Genomic DNA, 11,748 nt, shown 5'->3' with positions numbered 1-11,748 from the left:
TTGCATAGGTGCCTCGGCATCAAAGGTAGGCAGCGACCCGCTCTATGGTCGGGTGCTGAAGAAAGTCGCTCATATCGAGGCGCACGCTGTGTTCGCGCTCGACCAGTTGCACGAAACGCGTGGCCAGCAATGAGTTGCCTCCACAGGCAAAAAAGTCCATGTCAGGCCCGCTCACCTCGACCTTGAGCAGCCGGGAGAAGATTGCCGCGACCTTGCCCTGCTGCTCGGTCAAACCCGCCGCCACCGGTGAGCCGGCCGCGATCATCGATTCCAGAGCTCGCCGATCAACTTTGCCATTGGTTGTCAGCGGCAGCCGATCAATGACGTAAGCCCGCTGCGGGCGCATGTAGGCAGGCAGGCTGTCCAGCCAGGGAGTGAGCTGTTGAAGGGGCAACGGCATAGCCGACGACCGACACGCCGCACCGGGCTGGTAGAGCAAAAACGCCACCAGCAGCTGTCCATCGACCCCATCAGTCAGTGCATGCGCCATGACGATCGCCTCACGGACCAGAGGATCAGCCTTGAGGCAGGCCTCGATCTCTGACAACTCGACACGGTGACCATTGACTTTCACCTGGGTGTCCTGTCGGCCGTGGTAAATCAGCTGCCCCAAGGCATCGCGCGTCACCCGGTCTCCCGTTCGATACAGCCGCACCCACTCGCCTTGCGGTGAGTACCACTGCGTAAAACGTGCGGCAGTTTCTTCCGGGCGATTGATATAGCCGTTGGCCAGGCAGATGCCTGCCAGGCAAAGCTCTCCCTCCTCGCCATCGGCGACCGGGCGCAGGTGCTCGTCGACAACAAATGCGTCCACGTTGGCGATGGGCAAGCCAATCGGCACCTGCCGCGGCCACTGCTCCAGCGGCATGGCATTGCTGTAGCTGGTAACGACATGGGTTTCTGTCGGCCCATAGTGGTTGACCAGCTCGCAGGCACCGCCGCGCAGCCAAGCGATGATCTGCGTAGTGAGCCGCAGGGCTTCGCCCGCCGAAACCACCTGACGCAGGTCGCACGCTTGAGCCCCTTGCCGCTCATGCTCCGTGGCCAGCGTCTGGAGCACCGAGTAAGGCAGGAAAACGCGCTGCACACCGTTGTCACGAATGAAGCGGTACAGCTGGGAGAGATCCTGACGGACCGCAGCGGGCACCACCTGCAGCGCACTGCCGGTTGCCACCGCGCTGAGTACCTCCTGGACCGACACATCAAAACCTGGCGACGCAAACAGCAGGGTTTTCAGCGGGGCGTTAAATGCACCGCCGCTCTCCAGTTGATGATCTATCAGGTTGAGCAGCGCCCGCCGCGTCATCTCCACACCCTTGGGCTGACCGGTAGAACCTGATGTATAGAGCAAGTATGCTGGGGCATCCTCGGCCAACCCAGGCCGGGCTATCGGATCGAAGGGCGCCAAGGCATTGTCGTCGATTCGCCAGAAGCGTTGCACTGCGCTGTCAAGCAATGCCTCGTCGGCATCGGCATCCAGCAATACGCAGGCCATCTGGCAATCGTTAACCATGTACACACGACGAGTCGCTGGCAGCGTGATGTCCAGCGGGACGTACACCATGCCGGCACGCAGCACGGCCAGCATGCCCAGCACGCCTAGACCACGATCTTTTACCTGAACGCCAACACGTCGCGGCCCGCCGCCCAGCATCGCGACAAGCTGGGCCGCGAGTCGCTCTACCCGACTCTCCAGTTCGGCGTAGGTCCAGCTCCAGTGCTGATTGACGATTGCCCGTGCGTTGGGCGAGCGCCGAGCCTGGACGCGCAGGTAGTCAGCCAGGTCACGACCCGGTTTCAAGCTATTCATAGTGAGTCTTCCATGCCAGGTCGCCGGTCAGGCGAATGCGTGCTGAAGGTGAGCCGAGACCTGGTCAATCAGCGTTCTGTTGTCGTGATCCCAGGGGTGAAAATCGGGACGGTAGAAATCCTCGACGTGCCTCACGATTTCGGCAAGCAAGCCGTGCTCGCCGTGCAAGAAAGGTGTCTCCTGCAACCACTGGCGAATGTCCCGTGGCCGCCCCCCTTCCATCATGTACATCTGGCACGCGGTGAACTGAAGGTTCTGGGCCAGTTGCAGTACGGTGCGGCGCATGACCTGATCAAGAAACTCCTTGTCGCCACAAACCTGCAGGTAGACGTCGAAGGCGACAGCCTTGTGTTCAACCTCTTCCACCGAGTGCCACAGCCAGAAGTCACGCACCCGCGGGTCGGCTTCAGCGAGCCAACGCGGGTCACTGATCAAGAGATGGGAAACGATCGCAGTGAAATGTTCCATGCACACCGTGGTCGCCAGCAACAAACGTGGCTCCCCGTACTCGCACAGGTGCTCGTTGTGATCCTTGTAGGGTGCCTCTATCGGTGCCAGGTCGTAGCCGCGATGCTGACAGATCCAGCGGTTGTACTTGACGTGCTCCTGGGTGTGGGTCGACTCCTGTTTGAAAAAGATCTTCACCTCTTCCCGCAGTACCGGGCTGTCGATACTGTCCAGGTAATGACGAAGCGCGCGTATAAACATGCGCTCCCCACTGGGAAGCGGAATCGACAAGGCATTGGCAATAATCGTGCGATAACGATCACCGCCATACCAGTCAGTGGCGAGTGCCGCCTCCAGATCGAAGGGATAGCGGCGCACGACCATGGGCACGCTGGCCTCTCCCGGGGCCGCGCTGTCGTCGCTGTACATAGAGAACGTCCTCCTGACATTGTGCTATCGACGGCTTCATCAGGCCGAGGTAAGGACTGCCGTGGTCTCACGCCGCGTCTGCAGCGCATTGAACATCCCCGACAATTTCAGACGTGTCTCGTCAAACTCAAGCTCCGGCAATGAGTCGGCAACGACGCCGCATCCGGCGAACAGATAAGCCTCGGCGCCACGCACCAGCACTGAGCGCAGGGCTACGAAGAAGTCGCCCTCCGCGCGGTCGTTCATCCACCCCAGCGGACCGGCGTACCACCCGCGATCCAGCCCCTCGTGGCCACGAATGAATGCAAGTGCCTGGTCCAACGCCAGGCCCGCTACGGCGGGGGTCGGATGCAAAGTATCCACCACCTCCAGCACGCCGATCCGAGCGTTTAGCTTGGCGCGCATTGGCGTCGACAGATGCTGCAAGGTGGGGAGCCTGCGCAACTCAGGCATCTGCTCGGCTTCGACCGAGGCCCCTAGTCGCTCCAGGCTTTCACGGATGGTACGCACGACCAGATCGTGCTCTTCGCGCTCTTTTGCAGATTCCATGAGTGCCTCGCCAAGCCGCAGGTCAGACTCTGCATCAGCCCCGCGGGGCGTGGTACCGGCCAGGGCGTGGGTATGCACGATTCCTTGCGCCAGATGAGCCAGACGCTCTGGTGTTGCCCCAAGAAAACAGCTATCACCGCGGCGCACGGCAAACAGATGCGCACCCGGGTCACGCTCACGCAGGCGACGCAGCAGAGAGGCGACATCGATTGATGCAGGATGGGTGCGCTGTACATGACGGGCCAATACCACCTTGCGCATTTGCCCCGAGCGAATCCGTTCCACCGCCGTCGCGACAGCCGCCTTCCAGCGCTCATGGGGCACTGAGTCGCGGTCGACGCCGCTAACAACGGATGCGCCAGCAGACACTGGCGGCGGGCTACCCATGCATTCGAGCAGTCGCTGCCGATCACTGACGAGTGCCTGAATATCACTCTCGCCACCCACCCTGGCCTGAAGCAGCAACCCGCAACCTTCAGGTCGCTGAAACCACTGCAAGGCATGCAGGGTCATGACGGCCGCGGGGAAGTCAGCCCAGTGTGCCTTGCGCTGAGAATCCGCATCGAAGCGAGCCCCGCCCATCATCATCGGGCCCAGTTCACCCTCATGCACCCCCTCTTCCAGCCACTGCTGCCAGTGGCTGGCCATCTGCGCCAGCGGCAAACCTTGGTCGTCCACCAGTTCGTCAGCGTGGCCTAGACCGAACAGCAAATGCTCGGGATCACGTGACTCGATCAGTGCATAAGGGATAGCGAAATTTTCAGCACTGGCCACCTGCTCGAAGACATCGAACGCGGAGACAGGCAGCGACAGGCTCACGAGCACGTGCCGACCAAGACTGGCGGCACGAGCCCGCCCCTGCTCAAGCAGGGCTCGCCATCGTGACCACTGCGCAGCGTGAATACGCTTCATGATTTCGGACTCTGCTGCTTAGATTGCCAGTAGTCGATCTGCTGGTGGATGTACCAATCGATGATTCCGGCAAACAGTTGCTCCACGTAGTCAGCATCCAGGCCAGCCTCGAGCGCCCATGCGCGTCGCTCAGGGAGCATCCGGGCAACCCGGTCCGGGGCCGGGATGCTATGCAGGCTAGGCTTGAACTGAGAGGCTGCCTTGACATACTGCATCCGCAGGCCGAGACACTCGATGATCTGACGGTCAAGGCTATCGATACCGACCCGTACATCGAGCAGGTCTGCACATTCGCTTGGTTTCTTCATTGCTTGCTTCTTCCTTGAAAACCGCCCCATCAATCAGGGACGGTTACTCTTCACAGGCACAGGTTCACTCGTAGAACCCACGCGCCCAGGTGCGAAACTGGCGAATCGGCCCATCCACCCGACTCAGGGGCGGGCGCTCGATATAGATCTTGTTTTCCCAGATGTCGAAATCCTTGGCCAATTCACCGGTCAGGCGTGGCACAAGGTATTTGACGAGCATGCGGTCCTTGCGTGGGTCACCGGTCTGTTTCACCGACACTGTCATGCGGATATCAATGCGCCCCTCAGCGACGGGAGTCACATACAGAAAGCTGCGAAACTGCAGCTTGCCGTTATCAATCATGACCTGTACCTGATGCAGGCCAAGCGCATCCAGAACGACATCGGCCTGCGCGATAGAAGGCTTGCCGGAGAGCTCGCTGGCGCTGATGGAGGTCCAGCGGGCCAAAGCGCCTTCGAAGCGCATATCGCGTAACTCACCAATCGCCTCGGCGCCGTGCACCGTGGTGAAGTGCGCCACGTCTATACCGTTCTCGGCGATGTCCTGGACATGCGCGCGCAGGTTCCACGCACAGTCAGGCCAATGCACCGGTATGGTCCAGCCTTCCTGGTCGACTTCCACGGGCGTCCATAGCGGTGGGCCGCCCGCCTCGTCGAACCAAGCCTGCAGCATGCCGCCGCGGACTACAGTCGGCCATTGCCGCAACGTAAGCTTCATGGGCCCGTCGACGAACGGAATCCTGCTGCAACGCCCCTGGCCGTCGTACTCCCAACCATGAAACGGGCAACGGATGTTTTCATCCTCAACCACGCCGCCATAGCCAAGGTGAGCCCCCAAGTGCGGACAATGGGCGTCGTACACAGACAACTGCCCAGAGGCGGTTCGGACCACAACAATGTCGCGTTCACAGAGCTTTGCCGGCTTGATCGAGGCTAACGCAAGCTGATCAACCCACGCTACCGCATACCAGCCTCGGGGCGAGGCACTGAACGGAAAACGCTCACCCACCTCGCTCCTTGCCGCAAGCGGCAGCGGGTTTTTGATTGGTGTGTTCATCGTTGCCTCAGAAGACGTCCAGGATGAAGGTTTCGTAGCGCTCAAGGCCGATCTGCACCAGCAACATGGCGCGCTTGGGCCCCGCTATCGTCCGGGCACGCAACGCGAGCGCCGCCAGGTAGACCTGGACGGGCAAGGTCGCTTCGTGCAGCTGCCCCATCATGGATTCGACGTCCAGCACAGGCACGCTTACCTGCAGTGATTGAATCCATCCGCGGCCCGCAGTAAAGCCGTGCACCACCAGCAGGGCCGCTTCACTGCGTGCCAGTTGCTCGTCCACCTGCTCCCTCTGGACGGGACCCGCGCGGCGCAGGCTGGCCAACGCCCCTGCAGGCTCACGATCGAGCACCATGCAACAGGCCGCAGTCCCCAACACGCCGAGCAGTTGCCCGGCAGCACCGCGGCGATATTCGTCATGCATCAGCTGATCGCCGTTGAACACGCCACCTGCAAGCACATTGTTCGTGCGCCCCGACCCGAGCTTTTCAAGCGCATGAATCACAGCCTGAACAGATGCCGCCGCCTCACCGACAAAGGTCAGGCTCTCACCCTTTAGCGCCAGCAACATGGCGATATTGGCGGCATACAGATTTGGAAGCTCTGCCAGGAAATGCGTCGGCCGCAGGCGCGCCAACTCGCTATTGATATCGAAATCATCGCGCCCGGCGCCAGCAAGAATCGCTGCATCGACCGCATCGTTGCGCTCACCGATCTTAGCCGCCATGTACAGGTCGCAGGACTGCCGAGCATCACCTTGCAGCCCAGCATCCTCAAGTGCCATCCCCGCTGCACAGACCAGCATTTTCTGCCCTGGCCCCATGGCATTGAGGTCCCGAACCTTGCTGACGAAGCGCTCGAGCGGAAACGCGGGTAACGGCACCTTGCCATCCACTACCGGGGCCGCGTCAGGCAATGCCTGGGCATCACGCAATCCTCGAGCCCCGTCACTGTGGACAATGCCCATGCCCTTTATGTAAATGGTCTTGATCATCCATGCCTCTCAAGACGATCCAGCACGGTACGCTGGATCGATTGACGCAGAACATCGCTGGAAAATGGCATCAGGCGCAGCATCCATTGGGCGCTGGCTACTGCCTGCTCACGCATCAGGACACCTTCACATACCAGGTATCCCTCTCCCCTGTGGGTTATCCGCGCCTGGATACTCAGACGGTCGCCAGGCACTACAAAGCCATTGAACTTGGCCTGTTTAACACTGACGAGAAAAGCCATGTTGGCGAAATCGGACGAGAGCATGTACAAAAAGCCGCTGGCCTGAGCCAGTGCTTCTATCATCAATACACCCGGCAAAATCGGATGCCCTGGAAAGTGCCCCTCGAAAACCGGTGCAGATTCCGGCACACGGCTCTCACAATGGATAGACGCCCACGGCACCACCTCCCGAATTTCATCAACCAGCAAATTCTTTTCTATATTCATGCGCTGACAGGTGCGCCTACGAGAACCTGATGGATGGCCGCCACAAAGTCCTTCATCTTGTGCGTATTTTTTTCACCATTCGGCGTACTGGCCGACCATTGCTCAAGAGGAAACTGTATTTTGTAGGTGTCTTCGATTTCGAACACAATGTCCAGAAAGTCGACACTGTCCACGCCCAACTCTTGAGTCAGGCTCATTTCACCGTCCACCCGTTCAATACCCAAGTCGGCTGTATCGCAATATTGCAGGATGATCTTCTCAACTACTTCATGCACCTGTTGCAGGCTTGGCTCGCTCATTATCGACTCCCTGTTGATATCACGTAATTGGATGCTCGAGATAGCGCACAAGGCGCTCGATCATCGGGGTGTTGCGAAAGATTCCGGAGTGCCCGAGACCTCGGGTCTGGACATATTGCGACTGTATCCATGCGTGGTGAAGCGCCTTCCCACCGGCCTCGATCTCGATAACCGGATCATCCTCGTCATGGTGAATCAACGTCGGCAGCGAAAGCGCCTTGCATAGTTCAATGGGGGAAAAGTCCTCACGCCAGGTAGCGCCAAACACTTGGCTGATTTCCTGCGCCAAGCCCTCCATGGTCAACCCTTGCGCCTGCTGCAGTTGCAGAAAACGTTGAAAGACATATTCCTGAGTCGCCGCAGGCGAGAGGCAAACCAGCCGCTGCGCCGCAAGCCCACCCGTGAGAGCGCGCATGGCCCAGCTGCACGCCATGGAGTGGGCAACGACCGCCGAGGGCTCGGCATAGCGCTGCATTTCCACCAAGGCACGCCAGATGAAGCGTGACGGAATGAACCGTCCCTGCGGATCGTGAGAGGGAATATCAACAGCCAGCACGCCACGGCCCGCTTCAAGCAGGCGCTCGATCAGGCCGCCAAACTGTGCGGCACTGCCATTTGAACCATGCACGCACAGTACCGGTGAGCGCCCCGGCCAGACGTGGCTGCGTACCTGCAAGTCGCCAATTTCGAAGCACTCGCTGTGAGCCTGAGTGAAAATCTTCTGGTAAATCCGCGGCACACGCAAAGGGTCGGGGCGCGCGATTTCGGCGCTCACCGCATCATGCACGCGCGCTCTCCTCACGCGCTTTGATGATGAACCGTGCCTGCTGATCGATCGTCTGCAACTCCGGGTAGCGGCTGACTTCAAGCCTGACTCCGAACGCCTTCATGCTCTGCATAAACAGGCGCATAAGGATCAGTGAACTGCCTCCCGCCTCATGAAACACAGTCGTGTCATCAAAGCGTTCGTCCGGCAATAACGATTGCCATAGCGCTCGAAGCTCAAGGCGCACTGTCTGCTCGTCCAAATCCCTTTCCTCACTTACTATGCGCAGGAGAAACTTCAATTGAATAACTCAACCCTCAATCGAATACACTCATGCGCATCTAATAATTTTAAAGAGACACACAGACGAATAGCGATACGTGCCGACGAGCTAAATAAACACACTCTCTATTGACGGCCAGGCACACGCTTCGTCCATGAAGTGCCTTGATTAGATCTATTCATTTGATCCGTCGCACCTCACACTTGTCAAGCCCGCCATAAAAATTTAATGGCTCGCATACCCACACAAAATTTAAGTAGAAACATACCAGCGGCGTGTTGCAGCGTTTGACAATTTCTACTAGGCTCGCCCCTCGCCAAACATAAAGCGAGCCATTGCAGGTATTGAAAGAGGCACCCCCCTGAAATATTTGTACTTACATTGAAACTTTAAAGGGTGTACGCGCCATGGAGTTTGGCTGGAACAGAATTTCGCGTTTCTATCATCCGGTGTGCGCCGAGCAGGACTTGCGCGATAACCCTATGGCCGTGGAAGTCGGGGGCTTCAAGATTGTTCTGTTTCGGGGCCAGGAAGGCAGGATCGTCGCCATGCCTGACCGTTGCCCACATCGATTTACCCCCCTCTCGATGGGGCGCGTGAACGAGCAAGGCAACCTCGAATGCCCCTACCACGGATGGAGTTTCGATGCCCAAGGGCAAGGTCTCATCCCGACGATGCCAGAATCACGCAAGTGCAAGATCGACGTGCTCAAAAGCATGACTCGCAACGGCGTTATCTGGGTTGGCGGCCCTGACGCCGCTCCACTTGAAGAATTTGCCGACCCTGAGTACACCTTCCTCGGACAGTTTCCAGTGGTCTTCGAGTGCCCCTTGCACGTAGCGCTGGACAACTTCTCGGAAGATGAGCACTTTCCTTACGTACATCAGACGTTCGGCTGGGACCGCGAAGGCGCCAAGGAAGTCGAGTACGAATTCGAGCACGACGAACAGAGCACCCTCAACTACTACCGAGGCCCCATCCGAAAATTCCCGCTGATGTTCCTGACCGGGGTCAAGCCCGGTGATATCTCTCACAACCGGTTCCATACGCTGTTCAATCCCGTGCGCAGCACCTATGAGTCCTGGGTTACCTGCAAGAGTCGCCAGGTCAACATCGGTGGGCACATCAAGACCACCATATTCTTCGTACCGAATGCGGCGAACCGGACAACGCTGTACAGCTTCGTCCATGCCAGGGCTAGCGACCGAAAATCGGCGTTTTTCCAGAAGCACTTTCGCTCGTTCATCCTGCGTTTCATCAAGAAAGAGTTCGAAGCCGATGGAGCATTCTCCAGTCAGCTCGCTCATCTGCCCTACGCCTTGAACGGCGCTCGCTTGGGCAAATACGACAAACCGCTGGTGATCCATCGACGCATGCTCGAACGGATCTATCTGGGCGAATCCTGACCGCTTCCCCACCGCCCTCGCCAGGGCCATCAAACAAGGAGCACAGGGATGTGCGGAATTTTTGCTTCAATCGGTCACGCAGCCGATAGCATCGACCTTGACGCAGCGCTGCTGGCGCTCACTCATCGAGGTCCCGACGGAAAGGCTAGTTATATCGACCGGGATAACCACGTGGTGCTGGGGCATACGCGTCTATCAATCATCGATGTTGCCACCGGTGCACAGCCATTGGTGAGTCAGGACGGTCATAAGGTACTGATCTGCAATGGCGAAATCTATGACCACAAACGTATCCGCGAAGAGCTGGTCGCGGACGGTTACGACTTCAGCACAGGCTCCGATTCCGAACTGATCCTTTACCTGTACGAACGCGACGGATTGGAGTTCACCCGCCACCTACGAGGCGAGTTTGCCTTTGTCCTGCTGGATCGGCGCCTGCGCCGAGTGATTGCCTGCCGAGACAGATTCGGCATCAAACCCTTGTTCATGCACAAGTTGCCAGGGCAAACAGACCAGGTTCTTTTCGCCAGCGAGGCCAAGGCGCTATTCGCCAGCGGCCTGGCAACCCCTGCGCTGGACCCGGTCCGTCTGCGCGACATGCTCAGCTTCGTACCGATGGACAGTCTTTTCGAGCATGTCAGCGTGGTACCGCCTGGCCACTTCATGCTGCTTGAGCTCGACAGCAACACTCAATCGTTGCATGCCTACTGGCCCCTGGACCTGCTACCCGAGCCGCTACCAGAGACCTGCACCAAAGAGAGCCTGCAGCAGACCTTGCGTATGCATCTGGAAGAAGCCGTCGGTTTGCGGCTTCAGGCCGACGTACCGGTTGGCGTCTATTTGAGCGGCGGCCTGGACTCAACGGCCGTAGCCGCAGTTGCCGCGAAACTGAGCGATCACCCGATCGATGCATTCTGTGTATCCTTTAGCGATAACGCTGATTTTGACGAGGCGCTGATCGCCGAACGCACCGCGCGCCATCTCGGCGCAAGATTTCACAAGATTTCCTGCCGACGTGACGACCTGCTGGAAAATCTCGAGGACAGTCTCTGGTACTCCGAGACCCCTGCCGTCAACTACAACGGCGTGGGCAAGTTCCTCCTCTCAAAGTTGGCCAGCCAGCATGTGAAGTGCGTCCTCACGGGCGAGGGCGCGGATGAGGGCCTATTAGGGTATGGCTACTTCAAGGACGACGCGCAAGGGCTTTCCAGCCATGCATACGGTCGCCGTCAGACGGTCACGAGCAAAGCCAGCCAGGCCAGTGCACGGGAGCTTGAGAATACATTCGGCTTCGTTCCTCAACCGGAGATGGCTGAGCTGTTCACTCCTGCGGCGCAACGCATGCTTAATAGCCTATTCAGTGCGCGTCATCGCCAGCAGCTGCAAGCAACGTCACCTTTGCAGCGACTGCGCCAGCGCCTGGACCGCCGCGAACTTGATCGACTGCCGCGATTGAACAAACTGCAAACCTTCAGTATCCGGGGACTGCTCAGCCCATTCATTCTTGCCAACCTGGGAGATCGGCAAGAGATGGCCCATTCGATCGAGGGCCGCACGCCCTTCCTCGACCATCGGTTGTTCCACTGGCTGGCGAAACTGCCTAATGAATGGAAGCTGCGCGGCAACGTGGAAAAGTACCTGTTGCGCGAAGCGGTGAAGGACATCATTCCCGAAGAAATCTACAGCCGCCGCAAATGGCCCTACATCACTCCACCGCTTTGGGTCAGCAAGCGCTCGGGGCCGGCCATGAAGAGGCTGATGGACACTTACCTGAGCAAACCTGCGCTGGTGGCGGCAGGGGTATTCTCACCTGTCATGGTGCGCCTGATGCTGCTGGCGGTAGGGTCATCATTGGTACCTGCCAAGGTCCGCGAGAAGTTCAACAACCTACTGTTATTCATGTTGTCTGTGCAGATTCTCGAGAAACAGTACATTCAACAGTTCTCCAGTAACCTGCAAAAGCACGGCCGCCCTTCCCAGCAAGCGGAACGCAGGGCAACCGTCCACTGCCCCCCTGCGACTGCGACTCAACCGGGATAGGG

The 11,748-nt window shown here is 58.8% G+C and carries 12 protein-coding genes; 2 read left to right on the top strand and 10 right to left on the bottom strand.

Annotated features, from left to right (window positions below):
• Positions 1-19: 19 nt before the first annotated feature.
• The 10 genes from J3B00_RS10725 to J3B00_RS10680 all read right to left on the bottom strand — a co-directional run bounded on the left by J3B00_RS10725 (position 20) and on the right by J3B00_RS10680 (position 8,279).
• On the bottom strand, positions 20-1,810 hold the full coding sequence (locus J3B00_RS10725) for a non-ribosomal peptide synthetase (RefSeq protein WP_209867493.1): 1,791 nt from the start codon (positions 1,808-1,810) through the stop codon (positions 20-22).
• A 27-nt stretch (positions 1,811-1,837) separates the two neighbouring features.
• The gene (locus J3B00_RS10720; protein ID WP_209867491.1) at positions 1,838-2,686 is read right to left on the bottom strand and encodes a metal-dependent hydrolase; all 849 of its coding nucleotides are present in this window, start codon (positions 2,684-2,686) and stop codon (positions 1,838-1,840) included.
• 39 nt (positions 2,687-2,725) lie between these two features.
• Positions 2,726-4,147, bottom strand: coding sequence for an isochorismate synthase (locus tag J3B00_RS10715; protein ID WP_209867488.1), 1,422 nt, complete (start codon positions 4,145-4,147; stop codon positions 2,726-2,728).
• Positions 4,144-4,455 carry an isochorismate lyase gene (locus J3B00_RS10710; protein WP_209867486.1) on the bottom strand — a complete coding sequence of 104 codons (312 nt, stop codon included), beginning with the start codon at positions 4,453-4,455 and terminating at the stop codon, positions 4,144-4,146. The genes J3B00_RS10715 and J3B00_RS10710 overlap by 4 nt, the downstream gene beginning before the upstream one ends.
• Before the next feature lie 64 nt (positions 4,456-4,519).
• A complete protein-coding gene (locus J3B00_RS10705) occupies positions 4,520-5,512 on the bottom strand; it encodes a Rieske 2Fe-2S domain-containing protein (protein ID WP_209867484.1) in 993 nt (330 codons plus the stop codon).
• Between the two features lie 7 nt (positions 5,513-5,519).
• Positions 5,520-6,503: a beta-ketoacyl synthase N-terminal-like domain-containing protein gene (locus tag J3B00_RS10700; RefSeq protein WP_209867482.1), complete on the bottom strand. Its 984-nt coding sequence runs from the start codon at positions 6,501-6,503 to the stop codon at positions 5,520-5,522.
• On the bottom strand, positions 6,500-6,952 hold the full coding sequence (locus J3B00_RS10695) for a 3-hydroxyacyl-ACP dehydratase FabZ family protein (protein WP_209867480.1): 453 nt from the start codon (positions 6,950-6,952) through the stop codon (positions 6,500-6,502). The genes J3B00_RS10700 and J3B00_RS10695 overlap by 4 nt, the downstream gene beginning before the upstream one ends.
• Entirely contained in the window at positions 6,949-7,251 is a 303-nt protein-coding gene (locus J3B00_RS10690; RefSeq protein ID WP_209867478.1) for a phosphopantetheine-binding protein, read from the bottom strand. Before J3B00_RS10690 ends, J3B00_RS10695 begins: the two co-directional genes overlap by 4 nt.
• Before the next feature lie 19 nt (positions 7,252-7,270).
• On the bottom strand, positions 7,271-8,038 hold the full coding sequence (locus J3B00_RS10685) for an alpha/beta hydrolase (protein WP_209867476.1): 768 nt from the start codon (positions 8,036-8,038) through the stop codon (positions 7,271-7,273).
• A complete protein-coding gene (locus tag J3B00_RS10680; RefSeq protein WP_209867474.1) occupies positions 8,031-8,279 on the bottom strand; it encodes an acyl carrier protein in 249 nt (82 codons plus the stop codon). Before J3B00_RS10680 ends, J3B00_RS10685 begins: the two co-directional genes overlap by 8 nt.
• Positions 8,280-8,707: 428 nt before the next feature.
• Here J3B00_RS10680 and J3B00_RS10675 point away from each other — a divergent pair, with 428 nt between their 5' ends.
• Together J3B00_RS10675 and asnB are read left to right on the top strand one after the other, a co-directional pair.
• The gene (locus tag J3B00_RS10675; RefSeq protein WP_209867472.1) at positions 8,708-9,706 is read left to right on the top strand and encodes an aromatic ring-hydroxylating dioxygenase subunit alpha; all 999 of its coding nucleotides are present in this window, start codon (positions 8,708-8,710) and stop codon (positions 9,704-9,706) included.
• A gap of 48 nt (positions 9,707-9,754) precedes the next feature.
• A complete protein-coding gene (asnB, locus tag J3B00_RS10670; protein WP_209867469.1) occupies positions 9,755-11,746 on the top strand; it encodes an asparagine synthase (glutamine-hydrolyzing) in 1,992 nt (663 codons plus the stop codon).
• Positions 11,747-11,748 lie beyond the last annotated feature (2 nt).

This window comes from Pseudomonas sp. BP8 (assembly GCF_017875955.1).
Taxonomy (GTDB): Bacteria; Pseudomonadota; Gammaproteobacteria; order Pseudomonadales; family Pseudomonadaceae; genus Aquipseudomonas.
The sequence above is the reverse complement of the archived record's forward strand: the minus strand, read 5'-3'. Positions and strand labels throughout refer to the sequence as shown.

Bases quoted from the DNA above. Each gene is read 5' to 3' on its own strand.
- J3B00_RS10675 (WP_209867472.1), top strand. From the start codon at position 8,708: ATGGAGTTTGGCTGGAACAGAATTTCGCGTTTCTATCATCCGGTGTGC.
- J3B00_RS10725 (WP_209867493.1), bottom strand. From the start codon at position 1,810: ATGAATAGCTTGAAACCGGGTCGTGACCTGGCTGACTACCTGCGCGTC.
- J3B00_RS10690 (WP_209867478.1), bottom strand. From the start codon at position 7,251: ATGAGCGAGCCAAGCCTGCAACAGGTGCATGAAGTAGTTGAGAAGATC.
- J3B00_RS10700 (WP_209867482.1), bottom strand. From the start codon at position 6,503: ATGATCAAGACCATTTACATAAAGGGCATGGGCATTGTCCACAGTGAC.
- J3B00_RS10720 (WP_209867491.1), bottom strand. From the start codon at position 2,686: ATGTACAGCGACGACAGCGCGGCCCCGGGAGAGGCCAGCGTGCCCATG.
- J3B00_RS10715 (WP_209867488.1), bottom strand. From the start codon at position 4,147: ATGAAGCGTATTCACGCTGCGCAGTGGTCACGATGGCGAGCCCTGCTT.
- asnB (WP_209867469.1), top strand. From the start codon at position 9,755: ATGTGCGGAATTTTTGCTTCAATCGGTCACGCAGCCGATAGCATCGAC.
- J3B00_RS10695 (WP_209867480.1), bottom strand. From the start codon at position 6,952: ATGAATATAGAAAAGAATTTGCTGGTTGATGAAATTCGGGAGGTGGTG.
- J3B00_RS10710 (WP_209867486.1), bottom strand. From the start codon at position 4,455: ATGAAGAAACCAAGCGAATGTGCAGACCTGCTCGATGTACGGGTCGGT.
- J3B00_RS10705 (WP_209867484.1), bottom strand. From the start codon at position 5,512: ATGAACACACCAATCAAAAACCCGCTGCCGCTTGCGGCAAGGAGCGAG.